This window comes from Mesorhizobium sp. M1312 (assembly GCF_040318115.1).
Taxonomy (GTDB): Bacteria; Pseudomonadota; Alphaproteobacteria; order Rhizobiales; family Rhizobiaceae; genus Mesorhizobium.
Genome location: NZ_JAMYLQ010000020.1, coordinates 40,278 through 62,128 on the forward strand (window position 1 = coordinate 40,278; position 21,851 = coordinate 62,128).

Here is a 21,851-nt window from a genome sequence, read left to right on the forward strand (position 1 = left end):
GGAAAAGCTCCGGCCAGAATCGTCTGTTTTTTGTCACCAAAAGGCGTTAGAAGCCGCCAGATGGAATTGAATACGATAGAACGGGACGACATCGATACTGCTGCCGAAACTGCGGCCGCGCCGCCTGCCGCGAGCAGGAAGGTCTTCGTCAAGACCTATGGCTGCCAGATGAACGTCTACGATTCGCAGCGCATGACCGACGCGCTGGGCGCTGACGGCTATGTGGCAACGGAGACCATCGGCGAGGCCGATCTGGTGCTGCTCAACACCTGCCATATCCGCGAGAAGGCCGCCGAGAAGGTCTATTCTGAACTCGGCCGCATTCGTGAGATAAAGGCGGAACGGGTTCGGGCCGGCCGCGAGATGCTGGTCGGTGTCGCCGGCTGCGTGGCGCAGGCCGAGGGCTCCGAGATCATCCGCCGCTCGCCGGCCGTCGATCTCGTCATCGGCCCGCAGACCTATCACCGGCTTCCGCATGTGCTGGCACGGGTGCGCGGCGGCGAAAAGATCGTCGAGACCGACTACGCCATCGAGGACAAGTTCGAGCATCTGCCGCAGCCGAAACGCGCCGAGATCATCAGGCGCGGCGTCACCGCGTTCCTGACCGTGCAGGAGGGCTGCGACAAGTTCTGCACGTTCTGCGTCGTGCCCTATACCCGAGGCTCGGAAGTGTCGCGGTCGGTGGCGCAGATCGTCGCCGAGGCCGAGCGGCTGGCGCAAGCCGGCGTGCGCGAGGTGACGCTGCTTGGCCAGAACGTCAATGCCTGGCATGGCGAAGGTGAAAACGGCCAGGAATGGGGTCTTGGCCGCCTGCTGTTCCGGCTGGCCGAGATTCCCGGGCTGGCGCGGTTGCGCTACACCACCAGCCATCCGCGCGACATGGACGACGAATTGATCGCCGCTCATCGTGACTTGCCGGCGCTGATGCCCTATCTGCATTTGCCTGTGCAATCCGGCTCCGACCGCATACTCAAGGCAATGAACCGCAGGCATACGGCAAGGGACTATCTGACGCTGCTCGACCGTATCCGCGCCGCACGGAGCGATATCGCGCTTTCGGGCGACTTCATTGTCGGCTTTCCCGGCGAGACGGATGCGGATTTCGAGGCGACGATGGACCTTGTCCGCCAGGTGAACTATGCCTCGGCGTTCTCGTTCAAATATTCGCCGCGCCCCGGCACGCCAGGCGCAGAAATGGCCGATCATGTGCCGGAAGCCGTCAAGGACGAGCGCCTGCAGCGGCTGCAGGTGCTGCTGCTGAAGCAGCAGCAGGATTTCGGCGCGAGCCTGGTCGGCAGCACCATCGATACGCTGATCGAGAAGCCGGGCCGCCAGGCCGGCCAGAAGGTCGGCCGCTCGCCGTGGCTGCAGCCGGTTATTGTTGATGAAATGTCCGGCGAAATCGGTGAGATTATCCAGGTACGAATCACGAAGACGGGTTACAACAGCCTGTTCGCCGAATTGGCCTGAAGGTCTCGGCAGATGAGGAGAGACGGTTGAGCGCTGCGGAAGTGAAGAACCTGCCCCAGAACCTACCATCGGGGGCTTCGGATATGGCGCACATCGTTCTGACTTTCGACAACAACAAGCTTGCCAGCGCCCTTTATGGCCAGTTCGACGAAAATCTGGCCAGGCTTGAGCAGAAGCTTGGCGTCGATATCCGCTCGCGAGGCAACCAGCTGACCATCAAGGGCTCCGCCTCGGCCGCCGAGCAGGCGCGCCGCGCCCTGGATAATCTCTACGGCATTCTCCAGAAAGGCGCTGACATCGGCCAATCGGACGTCGACGGCGCCGTGCGCATGGCGATCGCCGCCGACGACCAGCTGACGCTGCCAACGCTGGAGCGCAAGGGCAAGGTGTCCGCCGCCCAGATATCGACGCGCAAGAAGACGATCTATGCCCGCTCGCTCAACCAGGACGCCTATATGCGCGCGCTGGAGCGGTCCGAACTCGTCTTCGGCATCGGCCCGGCTGGCACGGGAAAAACCTTCCTGGCGGTGGCGCATGCGGCGATGCTGCTCGAACGCGGCATGGTCGAGCGCATCGTGCTGTCGCGGCCGGCCGTCGAGGCCGGCGAGCGGCTCGGCTTCTTGCCCGGCGACATGAAGGAGAAGGTCGATCCCTATCTGCGGCCGCTCTATGACGCGCTTTACGAGATGATGCCGGCCGACAAGGTCGAGCGGGCAATAGCCGCCGAGGTGATCGAGATCGCGCCGCTGGCCTTCATGCGCGGCCGCACGCTGGCGCACTCCGCCGTTATCCTCGATGAGGCGCAGAACACCACGCCGATGCAGATGAAGATGTTCCTGACCCGTCTCGGCGAGAACTCGCGCATGATCGTCACCGGCGATCCGACGCAGATCGATCTGCCGCAAAACACCAAATCCGGTCTGGTCGAGGCGCTCAGAATCCTCGACGGCGTCACCGGCATGGTGACGGTGCGCTTCAACGAAGGCGACGTCGTCAGGCATCCGCTGGTCGCCGAGATCGTCAAGGCCTACGACCGCGACGGCAAGCTGGCCCGGGGCCTGGGCGCCGAAAGCTGATGATGCGGCCTTATGGCTGAGGACAGAAAGTCTGTAGGCGGGGATCTTTCGGTTCCCGTCGACATCGATATAGCGGTCGAAGCGGGCGACTGGCCGGAAGAGGCTGGGCTGACGCGGCTAGTCGATCGCGCCGTTGCCGCTGCGTTTGCCGAAATCGGCGTAGCCGGCCGTTCCGAACTCAGCATCGTTTTTTCTGACGATGCCCATATCCGCAGTCTCAATGCGGGTTGGCGCGGCAAGGACAAACCGACCAACGTCCTGTCTTTCCCGGCTTTTCCGCTTGCCAAGGGCGATCCGCTGCCGCCCATGATGGGCGACATCGTGCTGGCCGCCCAGACGGTCGCGCGGGAAGCCGCACTGGAAGACAAGCCTGTCGAGAACCATATCATCCATCTCGTCATCCACGGCCTGCTGCATTTGCTGGGCTACGATCACGAGACCGACGCCGAGGCCGAGGAAATGGAAGCCGTTGAACGCGCAGCGCTTGCGAGGCTTGCCATTCCCGATCCCTACGCGTAACTAAAAAGATCAAATGACCGGACGACGATGAACGACAAACCTGAGACTGCCGCCCGCCCAGACGCCGGCAGTGCAACCAAGCCATCCGAACAGACGGAAGAGGGCTCTAGTCCGAGTACCACGACCGGCAGCTTCGCCAGCGAGCCATCGCCTGCCGGTCCTTCCCTGTTCGATCGCGTGCTCGGCCTGTTCAGGCAACGCAACGGCACCAGCCTGCGCGAGGAGATCGCCGACGCGCTTGCCGAAACGGCGAGCGGTGCCGGCGCCTTTTCGCCCGGCGAACGGGCCATGCTCAACAACATCCTGCGCTTGCGCGAGGTGCGCGTCGAGGACGTCATGGTGCCGCGCGCCGACATCGAGGCGGTCGAGATCACGACGAATCTGGGCGATCTTCTGGGGCTGTTCGAGCAGTCCGGCCATTCCCGCATGCCGGTCTATTCGGAGACGCTCGACGACCCGCGCGGCATGGTTCACATCCGCGACGTGCTCGCGCACATCACCAAGATCGCCCGCGTCAGAAAGGGCAGGACGACCAGGAAAACCGCCGCCGCCACGCTTCTCGATCTCGCCAAGGTCGATCTCACGCGCACCATAGGCGACCTGACCCTGATCCGCCCGGTGCTTTTCGTGCCGCCGTCGATGCTCGCCTCCGATCTCATGGGACGAATGCAGGCGATGCGTACCCAGATGGCGCTGGTCATCGACGAATATGGCGGCACCGACGGTCTGGTCTCGCTCGAGGATATCGTCGAGATGGTGGTCGGCGACATCGAGGACGAGCATGACGAGGACGAGCCGATGATCACCCAGACCGGCGAGGGCGTGTTCGTCGTCGACGGCAAGGCCGAGATCGACGATGTCGCCAAGATGATCGGCGAGGATTTCGCCGCCGGCGAGCATGGCGAATATGTTGACACGATCGGCGGCATGATCTTCAACACGCTTGGCCGGGTTCCGGCCCGCGGCGAAGTGGTGCAGGCCATTCCTGGCTTCGAATTCCATGTGCTCGACGCCGATCCGCGCCGCGTCAAGCGCGTGCGCATCATGGAGACCCAGAAGGGCGAGCGCCGCCGGCGCGCCGTCCGCGCCGAGCAGGCTTGATAGACGCCGCTCGCCCGATGAGGGTCGAAGGATCCGTTCAGGCACTCAACCTTGGGCTCAGGTATATTCTAAAAGGATCCGCGCGCCGCACTGAGGGCTTGAAAAGGCTTTCGGCTTCGAGCCGAGCATGGTGGTCAGCGACGCTTACGGCAGGCTGGTCCATTCCGAGATGCGGTTCGGTGACGCTCCGTTCCATGCGACGAGGCTGAGCGGCTGGGCGATCTGCAGATCGAAGGCTGGCACCGACAACGTCTCGTCTGAGTTTCAGTAATGGGTGGGACCGGTGCTCTGGGAGAATATCTGATGTCGTGGAAACTCGATGAGACCGTGGAAACGTCTGCGGGTGCTGTGGCAGCGGGGCGATTTGGCAGGGGGCCTGCGCTCGTGCTGGCTCACGGCTGGCCGTGGTCTTCATTCTCATGGCATCGGATTATTCCAGACCTTGCAAGGCGGTATCGTGTTCATTGGTACGATATGCCGGGATACGGGCGATCCGCCAAAGCCGCGGAGCAGCGCACCTCACTCGATGTGCAAGGAGAAGTATTCGCCGAGATGCTTGCGCATTGGGACCTTGCGCAGCCTATGGTCGTTGCCCATGATTTTGGCGGAGCGACGACGCTGCGGGCGCATTTGCTGCATGGCTGCGACTTCGAGCGGTATGTCCTGATGAATGTCGTCGCCATGCGCCTTGGGGATCGGAGTTCTTCGATCATGTCGGTCGCCATGTGGATGCCTTTCTGGGCCTGCCGCCGCATATCCACAGAGCGGTCGTGGAGGCATATATCAAAGGGGCGATCGCAAATGACATCGAGTCCGGAGATGTCGAAAAACTTGTCGAGCCGTGGCTTGCCGAGGAAGGACGAGGAAGCTTCTATCGGCAATTCGCGCAAGCCGACGAAAAATATACCGCCGAAGTCGAGCCGGCGTTCGGGGATATCAGGTGTCCGGTAAAGATAATCTGGGGCAAGGACGATCCATGGATCCCGCTGGAGCGAGGCGAAGCGCTTCATGCGCTGATCCCGCAGGCATCGTTCGAAACGCTGCCTGGCGTCGGTCACCTACCGCAGCTCGAAGCCCCGGATCTCGTCCTGGAGCGGCTGAACGCATTTCTATCACGCGCATCCTAGTGATATACCGGCCGCGATGCCTGCGCGACACATGCGACGCTTGTCTTGCCGGCGTCAGTCGCCCCACCTATCCAGCAGACCTTAGAGAGTTGAAGCTTGAGTCGTCGTTCATCTATCCAGACTGTGAGCCAAAAACGACCATTGTCGGACGTCCGCAAGGAATCGATCGCCGAAATTCAATCCGCAGGCTGGCTGAAGCGGCGGCGTTTGGAGCGCGGACTGCGGCCTGATAAATCTTCTGCCGTGATTCGCACGACTCGGAAGCATTGATGAAGCGCCTCGCCGGTCGGATAATTCTGCTTTGGGGTTGGCGTCGCGCGCTTGTGGCGTTTCTTGCCGGCGCGCTGGCGGTTCTTGCCCAAGCGCCTTACGATTTCTTCGCCGTCTGTTTTATTTCGTTTCCGCTGCTGGTCTGGCTCCTTGACGGCGCGACCGGCGAAGCTTCCGATGGCTGGTTCCGGCGTTTGCGGCCGGCCTTCGCCATCGGCTGGTGGTTCGGCTTCGGCTATTTTCTCGCCGGCCTGTGGTGGATCGGCTCGGCACTTCTGGTCGAGGCCGACAGTTTCGCCTGGGCGCTTCCCTTCGCAGTGGTCGGAATTCCGCTGGTGCTCGCCTTTTTCTACGGCTTCGCGACAGCGGTTGCCCGGCTGCTGTGGAGCAACGACATCGGCCGCATCGCTGCCCTTGCCTTCGGCTTTGGCCTGGCGGAATGGCTGCGCGACTTTCTGTTCACCGGCTTTCCCTGGAATGCCGTCGGCTACGCGGCGATGCCGGTGCCCTTGCTTATGCAGAGCGCGTCGGTGACCGGCATGGTCGGCATGAACGCGCTGGCGGTCTTTGTCTTTGCATTGCCGGCCCTGCTTGCGGCGCGCCGGCATGTCCGGCTGGGGGCTGCACTGCTTGCCGTTCTCGTCGTGGCCCATGCCGGCTTCGGCCATATCAGGCTTGCTGCCAAGGTCGAGCCCGCAACCCGCGCAATCGACGTCCGCATCGTGCAGCCGTCCGTCGACCTCAGCGAAAAGTGGGACGCTTCGGTGCCCGACCGGATCTTCGCTACGCTGATGGGGCTTTCGGCCAAGGCGCCGGAGGCCGGCCATGACAAGCCGCAACTGATCCTGTGGCCAGAAACCTCCGTGCCGTTTTTTTTCGCCGAACGTCCCGATGCGCTGACCGCGCTGGGAGAGATGCTTGGCGAGGGCCAGATGCTGATCGCCGGCGTCGTCCGGGAGGAGGGCGGCTCGGCGGCAGATGCCGACAGGCGGTACTACAATTCGGTGGTGGCGATCGATGACAAGGGTGAAATCGCAGATGCCGTCGACAAGGTTCATCTGGTACCCTTTGGCGAATATCTGCCTTTTGCCGACCTGCTTGGCCGCTTCGGGCTCAAACAGCTCGTCGCCGGGCCGACAACCTACGTGGCGGGCAATGAGCGGCATCCGATCGCGCTGCCCGACGGTATCCGCGTGCTTCCGTTCATTTGCTATGAAGTCATCTTTCCCGATCTGGTGGCGGTTGACGCAACGTCAGCCGAGCTTATTGTGAATGTCACGAACGACGCGTGGTTCGGTGATACGCCGGGTCCATACCAGCATTTCAGGCAAGCGCAGATTCGTGCCGTGGAGAACGGGGTGCCCTTGTTGCGCGCAGCCAATAACGGCATCTCCGCTGTCGTCGATCCGCGCGGGCGCATCCTCGACGCGCTGGCGATCGACGCACGCGGAGCTATTGATGTCCATGTGCCGATTTCCAATCAAGCCATCGTTTCTTCCAGCCAAAGACGCATTAACGGACTGCTGATCTTGTTGCTGTTTGCCCTGGCCGCTTTCACATTCAATGTAAGGCAAAGGCTACGCGCGAATTGACAGTCGACACATTAGAAACTCATACTGTAACGGCCTGAAATTTCTCGAAGTCGGTACGTCGTTGTGTTGGGGCACTGGCCGCCGGCTTCGTTTTGGGCAGAAAAACACAAAAAGCCGGAAAAATTCGGCGAGGAAAAAATGGCAGAAGAAAACAAGAAGAAGCCGAATCCTATCGACATCTATGTAGGAAGTCGCATCAGGCTTCGTCGCAATATGTTGGGAATGAGTCAGGAGAAACTGGGCGAGAACCTCGGCATAACGTTTCAGCAGATACAGAAATACGAAAAGGGGACTAATCGCGTTGGTGCCAGCCGTTTGCAGGCAATCGCCTCGATACTCGGTGTTCCTGTCGCTTTCTTTTTCGAGGATGCGCCGGGCCAGGAGACCGTGGGCAACCGCGGATTTGCCGAGGATGCATCAATGGCTTTTGCCGTCGAATTCTGCGGCAGTCCTGAAGGTCTTCAACTCAACCGGGCCTTCGTCAAGATCGCCGACGTGAAGATACGCCGCAAGATCATCGAGCTTGTGAAGGCCCTTTCCACCGACGACGTCGATTGATTGGCCCGATTGATTTGGCCGTTGTAAAGCCGGAAATGGCGGGCCGAGATAGTGGGGCAGGCAAATTCTCGCGATCTCGCGCATTGTGGAATTTACATCCCATGGGCATGCCGGACAGCGGATCGATTTTGCTCGACACCCATGCTCAAAGTCTTTTTCATCAACGTGCTGAAGCTAAGCAAAGTGTTGGAGCTGAGCTCGCTTGCGGCATCCTGCCGCCGGTCACAGTGGTACAAGATAATAGCGCGATTTTCATGCCAGAATGGCCGCACCGCTTGACGAGCGCCGCCCGGCACAGCTAACACGTGGCGCGCCAATCGGCAGCGTGCCGATATTTTTTCAAGAGGGGACACCCGTGACGCGGCAAAACTATCTATTCACCTCGGAATCCGTTGCCGAGGGTCATCCCGACAAGGTCTGCGACCGTATCTCCGACGAGATCGTCGATCTGGTCTATCGCGAGGCCAGAAAGACCGGGATGGACCCCTGGAAGGTCCGCGTCGCCTGTGAAACGCTGGCCACCACGAATCGCGTCGTCATCGCCGGCGAGGTCCGCGTCCCCGAGACCCTGCTCAAGAAGGACAAGGCCGGCAACATCCTGATGGATGCAGCCGGTCATCCGCTCGTCAATCCGGCGAAGTTCAAGTCGGCCGCCCGCAAGGCGATCCGCGAAATCGGCTATGAACAGGCCGGTTTCCACTGGAAGACGGCAAAGATTGAGGTTCTGCTGCACGGCCAGTCGCCTGATATCGGCCAGGGCGTCGACAATGCCTCCGACCGGCAAGGCGAGGAAGGGGCCGGCGACCAGGGCATCATGTTCGGCTATGCCTGCCGCGAGACGCCGGATCTAATGCCGGCGCCGATCTACTACAGCCACAAGATCCTCGAATTGCTGGCCGCCGCGCGCCATGAGGGCAACGGCGATGCCGGCCGGCTCGGGCCGGACGCCAAGAGCCAGGTCACCGTCCGCTATATCGACGGCAAGGCGGCGGAAGTGACGCAAATCGTGCTGTCCACCCAGCATCTCGACGCCAGCTGGGATTCGAAGAAGGTCCGCAACGTCGTCGAACCCTTTATCCGCGAGGCGCTGGGCGAGTTGAAGATCGCCGACAGCTGCAACTGGTATATCAACCCGACAGGCAAGTTCGTCATCGGCGGGCCCGACGGCGACGCCGGCCTGACCGGGCGCAAGATCATCGTCGACACTTACGGCGGTGCAGCGCCCCATGGCGGCGGTGCTTTTTCCGGCAAGGACACCACTAAGGTCGACCGTTCCGCAGCCTATGCGGCACGCTACCTCGCCAAGAACGTGGTGGCGGCGAAGCTCGCCGATCGCTGCACCATCCAGCTTTCCTATGCCATTGGCGTCGCCCAGCCGCTGTCGGTCTATGTCGACCTGCACGGCACCGGCAAGGTAGATGAGGCAAAGCTTGAGCAGGCGCTGCGCACCGTGATGGACCTGTCGCCGTCCGGCATCCGCCGCCATCTCGATCTCAACAAGCCGATTTACGCCAAGACGTCGTCCTACGGCCATTTCGGCCGCAAGGCCGGCCGCGACGGGTCCTTCTCCTGGGAAAAGACCGACCTAGCCAAGGCGCTCAAGGACGCACTCTCTGAAGCGCCCGCCGAAGCAGTCGCGGCCTAGCCGCGGCGTCCATTGATCCGAAAGACATGGGTCCGAAAGTCCGGCCAAGCCGCGCGACCGAAGCATTTTTCGGTCGCCGGCGCGGCAAGACCATCCGTCCGCAGCAGGCGGCGGCACTGGAAAGCGGCTTCAGCACCTACCGGCTCGATCTGACGGCCGGACCGCCGGCCGAATTGCGAAGCCTGTTCGAAGCCGATGTCCGCGCCATTCATCTCGAAATTGGTTTCGGCGGCGGCGAGCACCTGCTGCATCGGGCGACAGCGGCTCCTGAGACCGGTTTTGTCGGAGTCGAGCCTTTCGTCAACGGCATGGCCAAGATGATGATGGCGGTCAGGGAACGGCCGCTTGCCAATCTTCGGGTCTATGACGACGACGCCACGCGCCTGCTCGACTGGCTCCCGCAAGCCTCGCTCGACGGCATCGACTTGCTCTATCCCGATCCCTGGCCGAAGAAGAAACACTGGAAGCGACGCTTCGTCAGTCCGGTCAATCTCGACCGTTTCGCGCGCGTCCTGAAGTCAGGCGGAAAATTCCGCTTTGCGTCCGATATAGATAGCTATGTGAACTGGACGCTGCTGCACTGCCGGGCACATGATGCGTTCGCGTGGCAGGCTGAAGAGGCAGCCGACTGGCAGCGGCCCTATGAGGGTTGGCCGGGTACGCGCTACGAGGCGAAGGCCATTCGCGAAGGCCGTCGACCGGCCTACCTCACCTTCGTCCGAAGATAGACATGTTGCGTTAAGCTGCGCACATCGCACGCTTTGCCGTCGACGAGGACCAAAGATGTCCTCGCCCTGCGTCGCCGGTCTTAGACTAGAAGCGACCGATCTTGTTGAAAGCGGCCGGATCCATGCCGAGATTGCGCAGATCATGCGCGCGCGGCTTGCGGCCGGCTTCGACGGCGTGCGAAGCGGCGACGGCGCTGCCGAACACGGTGAAGAAATCGCCGATGGCCGAGAAAACCTTGCGGTTGTTCATGATTGTGTCCTTTTGCCTGCTGCGATCCGTGATTGAATTGGTGCAGCGCAACATAGATAGGCGCGTATTGCCTGATATCACAGGGACGTTGCCGCATGGCCGCCATGCGCCCTGTGCAACGCTGCCGCTTCCGGCACTTTTCCCCGGCCCTGCATGCGGACTTGAAACAACGGCCGCGATCGTCTATATCAGCCTCAAATTCTTGGTCGGTATGGCGAAGAGTGGGTCCACCCGGTCCCGCTCTTTTTTATTACCTTCCGACCGCCAATGAAGCGACAGGAATCGAATGACTGCAACGGTACCCGACAGCGACGACCGCATCATCCGCGAAAGCGGCATCGATGCGCGCATCGCGCTGATCGTGCAGCCGGTGCTGCGTGCCATCGGCTTCCGCCTTGTCAGGGTGCATCTGACGGGCCAGAACGGGCTGACGCTGCAGATCATGGCCGAACGCGAGGATGGCACCATGACCGTCGAGGATTGCGAAGAGGTCAGCCGGGCAGTGTCGCCGGCGCTCGATGTCGATGATCCGATCGAAAAGGCGTATCATCTCGAAGTGTCGTCGCCGGGAATCGACCGGCCGCTGGTCCGCAAGTCGGATTTCGCGACCTGGACCGGTCATCTGGTGAAGATGGAAACCTCGGTCCTTGTCGCCGACCGCAAGCGCTTCAAGGGCAAGATCGCCGAGAGCGACGAGGACGGCGTGCTGATCGAGCGCGACAAGGCGGCCTATGGCGAAGAGCCGACGGTGCGTGTGCCCTACGATGCGATTGCCGAAGCACGGCTGATCCTGACCGACGACCTTATCCGCGACGCACTGTCGAAGGACAACAGGGCGCGCAAGGAAGCCAAAAAGCGCCGCGGCGAACCCGAAGACGCGCCAGAGGGCGCAGAAGCGGGCGCGGAAGATGAAGCCGAACAGGAAATGTGATTGGGCTGCCGGGCGCAAAGGCTCGGCAACAAGCTCGGGAGAAAAACGATGGTTGTAAGCGCAAACAGGCTTGAACTGCTGCAGATCGCCGATGCGGTCGCACGTGAAAAGTCGATCGACAAGTCGATCGTTATCGCCGCCATGGCCGATGCGATCCAGAAGGCGGCGCGCTCGCGCTATGGCCAGGAAACCAACATCCGTGCCGACATCAATCCGAATACCGGCGAGATGAAGCTGCAGCGGCTGATGGAAGTGGTCGAGAAGGTCGACGACTATGCGACGCAGATCGCCATTTCCTCGGCGCGCGAGCGCAATCCCGACGCCCAGCTCGGTGACTTCATTGCTGAACAGCTGCCGCCAATGGATTTCGGCCGGATCGCGGCCCAGTCGGCTAAGCAGGTCATCGTGCAGAAGGTGCGCGAGGCCGAGCGTGACCGCCAGTATGACGAGTACAAGGACCGCATCGGCGAGATCGTCAACGGCACCGTCAAACGCGTCGAATACGGCAACGTCATTGTCGATCTCGGCCGCGGCGAGGCGATCATCCGACGCGACGAGCTGATCCCCCGCGAAAACTACAAATATGGCGATCGCGTCCGCGCCTATGTCTATGACGTGCGCCGCGAGCAGCGCGGCCCGCAGATCTTCCTGTCGCGCACCCATCCGCAGTTCATGGCGAAGTTGTTCACCATGGAAGTGCCGGAAATCTATGACGGCATCATCGAGATCAAGTCGGTCGCCCGCGATCCGGGCTCGCGCGCCAAGATCGCCGTCATCTCGCGTGACAGTTCCATCGATCCGGTCGGCGCCTGCGTCGGCATGCGCGGCAGCCGCGTTCAGGCGGTGGTCGGCGAATTGCAGGGCGAGAAGATCGACATCATTCCGTGGTCGCCTTCGGCCGCTTCCTTCATCGTCAACGCGCTGCAGCCGGCGGAAGTCGCCAAGGTCGTGCTCGACGAGGACGCCGAACGCATCGAGGTCGTGGTGCCGGACGACCAGCTGTCGCTGGCCATCGGCCGCCGCGGCCAGAACGTCCGCCTCGCCTCGCAGCTCACCGGCTGGGATATCGACATCCTGACCGAGCAGGAAGAGAGCGAGCGCCGCCAGAAGGAGTTCGTCGAACGTTCGGCCCTGTTCATGGATGCCCTCAACGTCGACGAGATGGTCGGCCAGGTGCTCGCCTCCGAAGGCTTCACCAGCGTCGAGGAAGTCGCCTATGTCGATGCCGACGAGATCGCGTCTATCGACGGCTTCGACGAGGACACCGCCTCGGAAATCCAGGCCCGCGCCCGCGAGTATCTGGAGAAGATCGAAGCCGAGCACGACGAGAAGCGCAAGGCGCTGGGCGTCAAGGACGAGCTGCGTGAGATTCCTGGCGTAACCACCGCCATGATGGTGACGCTCGGCGAGGACGGCGTGAAGACGATCGAGGATTTCGCCGGCTATGCGGCCGATGACCTGACTGGCTGGAAGGAACGCAAGGACGGCGAGACGAAGGTGTTCCCGGGCGTGCTCGCCAGTCACGGCGTGTCGCGCGCCGATGCCGAGCAGATGGTTCTGGCTGCCCGCCTCAAGGCCGGCTGGATCACCGAAGACGAGCTTGCAGCCAAAGACGTGACGGCTGACGAAGCCGTTGGTGCGTGAGGTGAAACCGCATCGCACACAACCCGCCCTTGGACGAGATGAACGATCGCACTTGCATCGTCACGCGCAGACAGGCCGAACCGGATGAATTGATCCGTTTCGTCGTCGGTCCGGATTCGGCCGTCGTTCCGGATATCAAGAAAAACCTGCCCGGCCGCGGTTGCTGGGTGACGGCCGACCGCCTACATATCGAAAAGGCCGCAGCGAAGAACCTGTTCGCTCGCGCCTTCAAGGCGCAGGTGACCGTGCCGACCGATCTCGGCGGCATGGTCGACGGGCTGCTTTCCAGATACGCTCTGGGCATGCTCGGTCTTGCCCGCAAGGCAGGCGCGATCGCGCTCGGCGCCACCAAGGTCGAGAGCGCGGTGCGTGGTGGGCTGGCGCGTTTCGTGTTGCACGCGACCGAAGCGTCAGATGACGGCGTCCGTAAGATCAGCCAGGCGCGACGGGCAACCGTCCACCTCGGCGGCCCCGCTATCCACGCCTACAAACTTTTCTCCGAGGCCGAGTTGAGCTTGGCATTGGGGGGTACAAATGTGATACATGCTGCCGTCCTCGCGGGAGACGCGGGCAGGGCGGTCCAGAAGCGCATGGTTGCGCTCGACCGGTATCGGGGCGGTTCCCCGGACGATCTGGCAATGCTTGCGGCCGTTGCTGACGAAGATGATGCCGCAGAGGATATGGAATGAGCGATACGAAATCGGGCGACGACAAGACGTTGAGTGTTACGCCGAAGAAGACCTTGACGCTGAAGCGCCCCGGTATGGAACAGGGCACCGTGCGCCAGAGCTTCTCGCATGGCCGCACCAAGGCGGTCGTGGTCGAGACCAAGAAGCGCAAGTTCTCGCTGCCCGGCGACAAGCCGGAGCCGGCTGCTGCCCCTGTGTCCGTCTTCACGCCGAAGCCGCCGGTCGCGGCAGCGCCCGTTGTGCAGGAAGCGCCCAAGGCGCCTCCGCCTCCGCCGCCTGTCGAACGCGGCGGCATGGTGCTGAACGAATTGTCGCGCAATGAGATGGAGGCGCGCCGCCGGGCCCTTGAGGGTTCGAAGGTGCGCGACGTCGAGGATCGCCAGCGCGCCATCGACGAGGCCAAGCGCCGCGCCGAGGATGAAGAGCGCCGCCGTCGCGAGCGCGAGGAGTCCGCGCGCCGCCAGGCCGAGGAAGAAGCCCGGCTGCAGGCCGAGGCCGAGTCCCGCCGGCGTGCCGAGGAAGAGGCGCGCCGCCGCGCGCCGCTGGCCGCCGAACTGGCGACAGTCGACGACGAGGACATCAAGCCGAAGCGGACCGGCGCCGGTGCCCCGGTGCGCCGTCCGGTCACGCCCGAAGTGGCGCGTCCGGCCAAGCCGACCAAGGGTGAGGAAGATCGCCGCCGCGGCAAGCTGACGCTGAATGCCGCACTTTCCGATGAGGATGCGCGAGCGCGTTCGCTGTCGTCGATGCGTCGGCGTCAGGAAAAATTCAAGCGCGCGCTGCATAATGAACCGCGCGAGAAAGTCATGCGCGAAGTGATACTGCCCGAAACCATCACCATCCAGGAACTGGCGCAGCGCATGTCCGAGCGCGCCGTCGATGTGGTCAAATTCTTCATGAAGCAGGGTCAGATCCTGAAGCCGGGCGACGTCATCGACGCCGACACGGCCGAACTGGTCGCCACCGAATTCGGCCACACGGTTCGCCGTGTCGCCGAGTCCGACATCGAGGAAGGCCTCTTCAACATCGCCGATCGTCCCGAAGATCTCGAGCCGCGTCCGCCGGTGGTGACCATCATGGGCCATGTCGACCACGGCAAGACGTCGCTGCTCGATGCCATCCGCAATGCCAATGTCGTATCCGGTGAGGCCGGCGGCATCACCCAGCATATCGGCGCCTATCAGGTCGAGAAGAACGGTCACAAGATCACCTTCATCGACACGCCCGGCCACGCCGCCTTCACGGCGATGCGCGCCCGCGGCGCCCAGGCGACAGACATCGCCATCCTCGTGGTGGCGGCCGACGACAGCGTAATGCCGCAGACCATCGAATCGATCAGCCATGCCAAGGCGGCCGGCGTTCCGATCATCGTGGCGATCAACAAGATCGACAAGCATGACGCCGACCCGCAGAAGGTGCGCTCGGAACTGCTTCGCCACGAAGTCTTCGTCGAATCGATGGGCGGCGAGGTGCTGGACGTCGAAGTGTCGGCGACCAAGGGCACCAATCTCGACAAGCTGCTCGAAGCGATCCTGCTGCAGGCCGAAATCCTCGACCTGAAGGCCAATCCGGACCGCACTGCCGAGGGCGTCGTCATCGAAGCCCAACTCGACAAGGGCCGCGGTCCCGTCGCTACCGTGCTGGTCCAGACCGGCACGCTGATGCCCGGCGATATCCTCGTTGCCGGCAACGAATGGGGCCGGGTGCGCGCGCTGGTCAACGACCGCGGCGGACAAATCAAGGAAGCGCCGCCGGCGATGCCGGTGGAGGTGCTCGGTCTGCAGGGAACCCCGCAGGCCGGCGACCGCTTCGCCGTCGTCAACAACGAGGCCCGCGCCCGCGAGATCACCGAATACCGCCAGCGTCTGGCGCGCGAGAAGGCGGTGGCCAAGCATGCCGGCCAGCGTGGTTCGCTCGAACAGATGATGTCGCAACTGCAGACGAGCGGGCTGAAGGAATTCCCGCTGGTCATCAAGGGTGACGTGCAGGGCTCGATCGAGGCAATCAACGCGGCGCTGGACAAGCTCGGCACCGACGAGGTGCGTGCGCGCATCGTCCATGCGGGCGCCGGCGGCATCACCGAAAGCGATGTGTCGCTGGCGGAAACCTCAGGTGCCGCGATCATCGGCTTCAACGTCCGCGCCAATGTGCAGGCGCGCGCGGCTGCCGCGGCGGCAGGCATCGAGATCCGCTACTACTCGATCATCTACAACCTCGTGGATGACGTGAAGGCGGCGCTCTCCGGCCTGCTGTCGCCGGAGCGTCGCGAGACCTTCATCGGCAATGCGGAGATCCTCGAAATCTTCGACATCACCAAGGTCGGCAAGATTGCCGGCTGCCGTGTCACCGAAGGCAAGGTCGAGCGCGGTGCGGGCGTTCGCCTGATCCGCGACAATGTCGTCATCCACGAAGGCACGCTGAAGACCCTGAAGCGCTTCAAGGACGAAGTTGCGGAAGTCCCGGGTGGCCAGGAATGCGGCATGGCCTTCCAGAACTACGAAGACATGCGCGTCGGCGACGTCATCGAGTGCTTCCGCGTCGAGATGGTAACCAGGACGCTCTGAGTTCGAGCATCTTGAGTTCGAGCATCTACTGAGACCGGGCGGTGGTCGAAAGACCGCCGCCCAAACATATGAAACATGCGGCGCGGTCCCATCCCGCGCTTCACGATTTCAGGATAGAGAAAAATGCCCCGTTCAACCACGTCAGGTCCATCCCAGCGCATGCTGCGCGTCGGCGAACAGGTGCGCCACGCGCTGTCGGAAACCTTGCAGCGCGGCGAGATCCTCGATCCGCTGATCGAGAATTCGGTGGTTTCGGTCTCGGAAGTGCGCATGTCGCCCGATCTGAAGATCGCCACCGCCTTCGTCTCGCCGCTTGGCGCCAGTGATCCCGATGCCGTGGTCGGGACGCTCAACAAGCATGCGAAATTTGTGCGCGGCCGCGTTTCCGGCGCGCTCCGGCAGATGAAGTACATGCCGGAATTCCGCTTCCGGCTCGACACCAGCTACGACAATTTCCAGAAGATCAACGAATTGCTGCACTCGCCCGAAGTGGCGCGCGATCTCGGCACAGATGCCCAGATTGACGACCAGAATAAAGACAACGACAAGGACGAAAAATAGTGGCGCGTCGCGGCAAGAAGAAGGGCCGGCCGATCTCCGGCTGGCTGGTGCTGGACAAGCCCGTCGGCATGGGTTCGACCGAAGCCGTCTCCAAGATCAAATGGCTGTTCCAGGCGGAAAAAGCCGGCCATGCCGGCACGCTCGACCCGCTCGCTTCCGGCATGCTGCCGATTGCGCTCGGCGAAGCGACCAAGACCGTGCCCTATGTCCAGGATGGCGCCAAGGTCTACCGCTTCACAGTAGCCTGGGGTGAGGAGCGTTCGACCGATGACCTCGAAGGGCCGGTGACAAAAAGCTCCGACCAGCATCCGGCTGAAGCCGATGTGCTTTTGCTGATGCCGAAATACACCGGCGTCATCATGCAGACGCCGCCGCAGTTTTCGGCCATCAAGATCGCAGGCGAGCGCGCCTATGACCTTGCCCGCGACGGCGCGACGATCGACATCCCTGCGCGGGAAGTCGAGATCGGCCGTCTCGACCTGATCGAGCACAATGCTGATCGCACCATTTTCGAGGTCGAATGCGGCAAGGGCACCTATGTGCGCTCGCTGGCCCGCGACATGGGCCGCGACCTCGGCTGTTTCGGCCACATCGCCGAACTGCGCCGCATCGAGGTCGAGCCGTTCACGCAGGAAGATTTTGTCACCCTCGCCGAGCTGGAAGCCGCCCGCTTCGGCGAACAGGGCGATGAAGATTCGGATTCAGCGGACATGGTGCCAGTCGACTTCGACGCCATCGATGCGCTTCTGGTCGACACATCAGCCGCGCTCGACTGCCTGCCGCAGATCGCGATCAGCGACGACGCTGCAACAAAAATCCGCCTCGGCAATCCGGTCATTATCCGTGGCCGCGACGCGCCGGTGGAAGCCGAGGAAGCCTGCGCTACGGCGCGCGGCAAGCTGGTCGCCATCGGCGCCATCGAGCAAGGCATGTTCAAGCCGAAGCGGGTCTTTGCCGGGTGAGTCCCGTCGTCTAATCTCGATCAGACGCAGCATCCGAGGGGCACATGGCAAAGGCCGAGACGATCCAGAAGCGGGCGCCGGTGACAGCACGGCGGCCGCCGGTCGGCGCATCACCGGGCACGCTGATCGCCGACCCGGCGGCGCGGCGCAGCGAACTGCGACTGACGCTGATGTCGCCCGACACATTCGAGACAATCGAAAATGCCAGCGTCGACGACGTCAGCGCTCATTGCGACGCGTGGCCGGTCATCTGGCTCGATTGCACCGGTCTCGCCAACATCCCGCTGATCGAGGAAATCGGCCGGATTTTCAGCCTGCATCCGCTGGCGCTGGAAGACGTCGTCAACACCGGCCAGCGGCCGAAGGTGGATTTCTTTGAGGACCATGCCTTCGTCGTCGTCAGGATGATCGACGACGTCACAGCGCATCGTTACGAGCAGATCGCCGTCTTCTTTGGCAGGAACTTCGTCGTCACCTTCCAGGAGCGCGAAGGCGATCCGTTCGATCCCGTGCGCAAGCGCATCGAAAGCTCGATGCCCAACCGGTTGCGCACACGCGGCGCAGACTATCTCGCCTATGCGCTGATCGACGCCATCGTCGACAGCTATTTCCCACCGATCGAGGCTGCCGGCGAATTGGTCGACAGCATCGAGGACCAGATGCTGCGCGCGGCGGACAAGCACCAGATGCGGCGGCTTCACGAGTTGCGGCGCGACGCCAATGTGCTGAAGGGGGTACTTTGGCCGATGCGCGATGCGCTGGCGACGCTGATCCGCAACGACGTGTCCTACGTGAAGCCCGAGACCAAGATCTTCCTGAACGACACGCTCGATCACTCGCTTCGGCTCATCGAACTGGTCGAGACCCAGCGCGACATGCTGACCGGTCTGATCGAGATGCATCTGTCGCTGAGCCAGGCGCGCACCAGCGATGTCATCAGCTATCTGACGATCGTCTCGGTGATCTTCATCCCGCTCACCTTTCTCGCTGGCGTGTGGGGTATGAACTTCGACCCCGAAACCTCGCCATGGAACATGCCGGAGCTGAAGGCCCAATACGGCTATCCGGCGGCGCTCGTGTTCATGGCCGTTGTCGCGATTGGGCTTATCGCCTTCTTCAGATGGAAGAAATGGCTTTAGCGGAAGGGGAAATCTTCGTTTGTGCAGCAAAAAGCCGGCTTGTGAATTGGGCTGGTGTTTTCTGGGGAATTGCACTATATGCGCCGCAGCATCGTGCAATGACATGTTGCTTGTACCGGCCCCTGCTGGACGACATCCCGGCCGAGGGCGTCCCGTTTCCTCAAACAGATAAGGAAAAACACGATGTCGATTACTGCCGAGCGCAAAAAAGAATTGATGGGTGAATTCGCAACCGCCAAGGGCGATACCGGGTCTCCGGAAGTCCAGGTGGCCATCCTTTCCGAGCGCATCAAGAACCTGACCGACCATTTCAAGGACCACAAGAAGGATAACCATTCCCGCCGTGGTCTGCTTGCTCTCGTCTCCCAGCGCCGCAGCCTGCTTGATTATCTCAAGCGTAAGGATGACGCGCGTTATCAGACGCTGATCGAGAAGCTCGGTCTGCGCCGTTGACGAATTGACCGGCGGGTTCTTTCGAGAGCCCGCCGGTCGCGCATTGGAGCATCGGATCAGTCCAATGCTCCAATGAAGAAGTAGAGCGTCGCGCGTCGATTTGGACGCACAAAGGGACGCTCTGAAAGTTTGAATTTGCGCATGGTGCTTTCCGAACGCCGTGGTTTTCGGGATCATGCGTGAGGCCAGTCGGATCGATTGGCCAGACCCGGTTTCGAAATACCACAGGGCCATTCGAAACCGCCCATGGACGGCCATGGGGCAGGATTGCAGGACGCTCGCGCGGCAATCGCGCCGGATTTAACCCGAGCTTCCCGTTGTCTTGCCCGTGGCTGCCCGAGAAACGAAGCCAAGGGAAGGGGCATTCGCGCACAGTGAAACGGCGCGGCTCTTTCCGCATATGAAGGACAAGACATGTTCAATCACCATAAAGTGGAAATCGAATGGGGCGGTCGCCCGCTCATCCTCGAAACCGGCAAGATCGCACGCCAGGCTGACGGCGCGGTGCTCGCCACCTACGGCGAAACCAAGGTTCTCGCCACCGTTGTTTCGATGAAGGAACCGAAGCCCGGCCTCGATTTCTTCCCGCTGACCGTCAACTACCAGGAAAAGACCTATGCCGCCGGCAAGATCCCGGGCGGCTATTTCAAGCGCGAAGGCCGTCCGAGCGAAAAGGAAACACTGGTCTCCCGTCTCATCGACCGTCCGATCCGCCCGCTCTTCGCCGACGGTTACAAGAATGACACGCAGATCGTTGTCACCGTCGTCCAGCATGATCTCGAAAACGACCCGGACATCCTGTCGATCGTCGCCACCTCGGCGGCCTTGACGCTGTCCGGCGTCCCTTTCATGGGTCCGATCGGCGGCGCCCGCGTCGGTTACATCAACGGCGAATATGTGCTCAATCCGCATGTCGACGAGATGCAGGAATCCAAGCTTGACCTGATTGTTGCGGGTACCTCCGACGCCGTGTTGATGGTCGAGTCCGAAGCCAAGGAACTCGGCGAGGATCTGATGCTCGGCGCCGTCATGTTCGGTCATCGCGGCTTCCAGCCGGTTATCGACGCGATCATCAAGCTGGCCGAGGTCGCTGCCAAGGAACCGCGTGACTTCACCGCGCCGGACTATTCGGCGCTTGAAGCCGAGATGCTGAAGATCGTCGAAGGCGAGCTTCGCGATGCCTACAAGATCACCGACAAGCAGAAGCGCTATGCCGCCGTCGACGCCGTCAAGGCGAAGGTCAAGGCTGCGTTCGCACCTGCCGAAGGCGAGGAGGCAAAATACACCTCCGAGCAGATCGGCACCGTCTTCAAGGAGCTCCAGGCCAAGGTCGTGCGCTGGAACATTCTCGACACTGGTTCGCGCATCGATGGCCGTGACCTGAAGACGGTCCGCAAAATCGTCTCCGAAGTCGGCGTCCTGCCGCGCACCCACGGCTCGGCGCTGTTCACCCGCGGCGAGACCCAGGCGCTGGTCGTCGCCACGCTCGGCACTGGCGAGGACGAGCAGTATGTCGATTCGCTGACCGGCATGTACAAGGAGAAATTCCTCCTTCATTACAACTTCCCTCCCTATTCGGTCGGTGAAACCGGCCGCATGGGTTCGCCCGGCCGCCGCGAAATCGGCCACGGCAAGCTCGCCTGGCGCGCGATCCGACCGATGCTGCCGAGCGCCGACCAGTTCCCCTATACGCTGCGCGTCGTCTCGGAGATCACCGAATCCAACGGTTCGTCGTCGATGGCCACTGTCTGCGGCACCTCGCTGGCGCTGATGGATGCCGGCGTGCCGCTGGCCAAGCCGGTCGCCGGCATTGCCATGGGTCTGATCAAGGAAGGCGAGCGCTTCGCGGTGCTCTCTGATATCCTTGGCGACGAGGACCATCTTGGCGACATGGACTTCAAGGTTGCCGGCACCGCGAACGGCATCACCTCGCTGCAGATGGACATCAAAATCGAGGGCATCACCGAGGAGATCATGAAGATCGCGCTGGACCAGGCCAAGGACGGCCGCCAGCATATCCTCGGCGAAATGGGCCATGCGCTCTCCGGCGCGCGTTCCGAACTCGGCGAATTCGCGCCGCGCATCGAGGTCATGCACATCCCGACCGACAAGATCCGCGACGTGATCGGCTCGGGCGGCAAGGTTATCCGCGAGATCGTCGAAAAGACCGGCGCCAAGATCAACATCGAGGACGACGGCACGGTCAAGATCGCTTCGTCCAACGCCAAGGAGATCGAGGCAGCGAAAAAGTGGATCCACACCATCGTCGCCGAGCCAGAAGTCGGCGAGATCTACGAGGGCACGGTCGTCAAGACCGCCGACTTCGGCGCTTTCGTCAACTTCTTCGGTCCGCGTGACGGCCTCGTCCACATCTCGCAACTCGCTAATGATCGCGTCGCCAAGACCTCTGACGTCGTCAAGGAAGGCGACAAGGTCTGGGTCAAGCTGATGGGCTTCGACGAGCGCGGCAAGGTCCGCCTGTCGATGAAGGTCGTTGACCAGGCCACGGGCAAGGAAATCGCCCGTGACAAGAAAGCCGAAGGCGAAGAAGACGCCGCCTGAGCGATCTGAC

Annotated in this window: 19 protein-coding genes and 1 pseudogene; 19 read left to right on the top strand and 1 reads right to left on the bottom strand. The window is 62.2% G+C overall.

What is annotated here, in order from left to right:
• Nucleotides 1–60 precede the first annotated feature (60 nt).
• The 10 genes and pseudogenes from miaB (at nucleotide 61) to trmB (ending at nucleotide 10,086) form a co-directional block, all read left to right on the top strand.
• Nucleotides 61–1,470 carry a tRNA (N6-isopentenyl adenosine(37)-C2)-methylthiotransferase MiaB gene (miaB, locus tag NKH36_RS21725; protein ID WP_352962390.1) on the top strand — a complete coding sequence of 470 codons (1,410 nt, stop codon included), beginning with the start codon at nucleotides 61–63 and terminating at the stop codon, nucleotides 1,468–1,470.
• Nucleotides 1,471–1,553: 83 nt separating this feature from the next.
• Nucleotides 1,554–2,546 (top strand): PhoH family protein, encoded by a 993-nt coding sequence (locus NKH36_RS21730; protein ID WP_029356966.1) that lies wholly within the window; start codon nucleotides 1,554–1,556, stop codon nucleotides 2,544–2,546.
• 12 nt (nucleotides 2,547–2,558) lie between these two features.
• Complete coding sequence (ybeY, locus tag NKH36_RS21735; protein WP_352962387.1) at nucleotides 2,559–3,065, top strand: rRNA maturation RNase YbeY; 507 nt, start codon at nucleotides 2,559–2,561, stop codon at nucleotides 3,063–3,065.
• Nucleotides 3,066–3,092: 27 nt separating this feature from the next.
• A complete protein-coding gene (locus NKH36_RS21740; protein WP_352962384.1) occupies nucleotides 3,093–4,166 on the top strand; it encodes a hemolysin family protein in 1,074 nt (357 codons plus the stop codon).
• A gap of 303 nt (nucleotides 4,167–4,469) precedes the next feature.
• Nucleotides 4,470–5,293: pseudogene (locus NKH36_RS21745) on the top strand (alpha/beta fold hydrolase).
• A 269-nt stretch (nucleotides 5,294–5,562) separates the two neighbouring features.
• Nucleotides 5,563–7,155 (top strand): apolipoprotein N-acyltransferase, encoded by a 1,593-nt coding sequence (gene lnt, locus NKH36_RS21750; RefSeq protein WP_352962382.1) that lies wholly within the window; start codon nucleotides 5,563–5,565, stop codon nucleotides 7,153–7,155.
• Between the two features lie 138 nt (nucleotides 7,156–7,293).
• Nucleotides 7,294–7,713 carry a helix-turn-helix domain-containing protein gene (locus NKH36_RS21755; RefSeq protein WP_352962482.1) on the top strand — a complete coding sequence of 140 codons (420 nt, stop codon included), beginning with the start codon at nucleotides 7,294–7,296 and terminating at the stop codon, nucleotides 7,711–7,713.
• Nucleotides 7,714–7,814: 101 nt separating this feature from the next.
• Nucleotides 7,815–8,015 carry a hypothetical protein gene (locus tag NKH36_RS21760; RefSeq protein WP_352962379.1) on the top strand — a complete coding sequence of 67 codons (201 nt, stop codon included), beginning with the start codon at nucleotides 7,815–7,817 and terminating at the stop codon, nucleotides 8,013–8,015.
• 53 nt (nucleotides 8,016–8,068) lie between these two features.
• Nucleotides 8,069–9,358, top strand: a complete 1,290-nt coding sequence (gene metK, locus NKH36_RS21765; RefSeq protein ID WP_352962377.1) for a methionine adenosyltransferase — start codon at nucleotides 8,069–8,071, stop codon at nucleotides 9,356–9,358.
• A 26-nt stretch (nucleotides 9,359–9,384) separates the two neighbouring features.
• Nucleotides 9,385–10,086 (top strand): tRNA (guanine(46)-N(7))-methyltransferase TrmB, encoded by a 702-nt coding sequence (gene trmB / locus NKH36_RS21770; protein ID WP_352962375.1) that lies wholly within the window; start codon nucleotides 9,385–9,387, stop codon nucleotides 10,084–10,086.
• Nucleotides 10,087–10,171: 85 nt separating this feature from the next.
• On the opposite strand, the gene NKH36_RS21775 is transcribed toward trmB, so the two are convergent.
• Nucleotides 10,172–10,336 (bottom strand): hypothetical protein, encoded by a 165-nt coding sequence (locus tag NKH36_RS21775; protein WP_352962373.1) that lies wholly within the window; start codon nucleotides 10,334–10,336, stop codon nucleotides 10,172–10,174.
• A gap of 286 nt (nucleotides 10,337–10,622) precedes the next feature.
• On the opposite strand from NKH36_RS21775, the gene rimP reads away from it, so the two are divergent.
• The 9 genes from rimP to pnp all read left to right on the top strand — a co-directional run bounded on the left by rimP (nucleotide 10,623) and on the right by pnp (nucleotide 21,841).
• Entirely contained in the window at nucleotides 10,623–11,267 is a 645-nt protein-coding gene (rimP, locus tag NKH36_RS21780; RefSeq protein ID WP_352962371.1) for a ribosome maturation factor RimP, read from the top strand.
• Nucleotides 11,268–11,315: 48 nt separating this feature from the next.
• The gene (nusA, locus tag NKH36_RS21785; protein ID WP_123147393.1) at nucleotides 11,316–12,911 is read left to right on the top strand and encodes a transcription termination factor NusA; all 1,596 of its coding nucleotides are present in this window, start codon (nucleotides 11,316–11,318) and stop codon (nucleotides 12,909–12,911) included.
• A 38-nt stretch (nucleotides 12,912–12,949) separates the two neighbouring features.
• On the top strand, nucleotides 12,950–13,600 hold the full coding sequence (locus tag NKH36_RS21790) for an RNA-binding protein (protein ID WP_352962368.1): 651 nt from the start codon (nucleotides 12,950–12,952) through the stop codon (nucleotides 13,598–13,600).
• The gene (gene infB, locus NKH36_RS21795; protein WP_352964406.1) at nucleotides 13,597–16,164 is read left to right on the top strand and encodes a translation initiation factor IF-2; all 2,568 of its coding nucleotides are present in this window, start codon (nucleotides 13,597–13,599) and stop codon (nucleotides 16,162–16,164) included. Before NKH36_RS21790 ends, infB begins: the two co-directional genes overlap by 4 nt.
• Before the next feature lie 123 nt (nucleotides 16,165–16,287).
• Nucleotides 16,288–16,725, top strand: coding sequence for a 30S ribosome-binding factor RbfA (rbfA, locus tag NKH36_RS21800; protein WP_352962362.1), 438 nt, complete (start codon nucleotides 16,288–16,290; stop codon nucleotides 16,723–16,725).
• The gene (truB, locus tag NKH36_RS21805) at nucleotides 16,725–17,687 is read left to right on the top strand and encodes a tRNA pseudouridine(55) synthase TruB (RefSeq protein ID WP_352962359.1); all 963 of its coding nucleotides are present in this window, start codon (nucleotides 16,725–16,727) and stop codon (nucleotides 17,685–17,687) included. The genes rbfA and truB overlap by 1 nt, the downstream gene beginning before the upstream one ends.
• A 44-nt stretch (nucleotides 17,688–17,731) precedes the next feature.
• Nucleotides 17,732–18,826 carry a magnesium/cobalt transporter CorA gene (corA, locus tag NKH36_RS21810; RefSeq protein WP_352964409.1) on the top strand — a complete coding sequence of 365 codons (1,095 nt, stop codon included), beginning with the start codon at nucleotides 17,732–17,734 and terminating at the stop codon, nucleotides 18,824–18,826.
• A 168-nt stretch (nucleotides 18,827–18,994) separates the two neighbouring features.
• Nucleotides 18,995–19,279, top strand: coding sequence for a 30S ribosomal protein S15 (rpsO, locus tag NKH36_RS21815; protein WP_407660271.1), 285 nt, complete (start codon nucleotides 18,995–18,997; stop codon nucleotides 19,277–19,279).
• 414 nt (nucleotides 19,280–19,693) lie between these two features.
• Nucleotides 19,694–21,841 (top strand): polyribonucleotide nucleotidyltransferase, encoded by a 2,148-nt coding sequence (gene pnp, locus NKH36_RS21820; RefSeq protein ID WP_352964412.1) that lies wholly within the window; start codon nucleotides 19,694–19,696, stop codon nucleotides 21,839–21,841.
• Nucleotides 21,842–21,851: the final 10 nt, after the last annotated feature.

Excerpts from the sequence above, each read along its gene's own strand:
- miaB (WP_352962390.1), top strand. The coding sequence starts at position 61 with ATGGAATTGAATACGATAGAACGGGACGACATCGATACTGCTGCCGAA.
- NKH36_RS21730 (WP_029356966.1), top strand. The coding sequence starts at position 1,554 with ATGGCGCACATCGTTCTGACTTTCGACAACAACAAGCTTGCCAGCGCC.
- ybeY (WP_352962387.1), top strand. The coding sequence starts at position 2,559 with ATGGCTGAGGACAGAAAGTCTGTAGGCGGGGATCTTTCGGTTCCCGTC.
- NKH36_RS21740 (WP_352962384.1), top strand. The coding sequence starts at position 3,093 with ATGAACGACAAACCTGAGACTGCCGCCCGCCCAGACGCCGGCAGTGCA.
- lnt (WP_352962382.1), top strand. The coding sequence starts at position 5,563 with ATGAAGCGCCTCGCCGGTCGGATAATTCTGCTTTGGGGTTGGCGTCGC.
- NKH36_RS21755 (WP_352962482.1), top strand. The coding sequence starts at position 7,294 with ATGGCAGAAGAAAACAAGAAGAAGCCGAATCCTATCGACATCTATGTA.
- NKH36_RS21760 (WP_352962379.1), top strand. The coding sequence starts at position 7,815 with ATGGGCATGCCGGACAGCGGATCGATTTTGCTCGACACCCATGCTCAA.
- trmB (WP_352962375.1), top strand. The coding sequence starts at position 9,385 with ATGGGTCCGAAAGTCCGGCCAAGCCGCGCGACCGAAGCATTTTTCGGT.
- NKH36_RS21775 (WP_352962373.1), bottom strand. The coding sequence starts at position 10,336 with ATGAACAACCGCAAGGTTTTCTCGGCCATCGGCGATTTCTTCACCGTG.
- rimP (WP_352962371.1), top strand. The coding sequence starts at position 10,623 with ATGACTGCAACGGTACCCGACAGCGACGACCGCATCATCCGCGAAAGC.
- nusA (WP_123147393.1), top strand. The coding sequence starts at position 11,316 with ATGGTTGTAAGCGCAAACAGGCTTGAACTGCTGCAGATCGCCGATGCG.
- NKH36_RS21790 (WP_352962368.1), top strand. The coding sequence starts at position 12,950 with ATGAACGATCGCACTTGCATCGTCACGCGCAGACAGGCCGAACCGGAT.
- infB (WP_352964406.1), top strand. The coding sequence starts at position 13,597 with ATGAGCGATACGAAATCGGGCGACGACAAGACGTTGAGTGTTACGCCG.
- rbfA (WP_352962362.1), top strand. The coding sequence starts at position 16,288 with ATGCCCCGTTCAACCACGTCAGGTCCATCCCAGCGCATGCTGCGCGTC.
- corA (WP_352964409.1), top strand. The coding sequence starts at position 17,732 with ATGGCAAAGGCCGAGACGATCCAGAAGCGGGCGCCGGTGACAGCACGG.
- pnp (WP_352964412.1), top strand. The coding sequence starts at position 19,694 with ATGTTCAATCACCATAAAGTGGAAATCGAATGGGGCGGTCGCCCGCTC.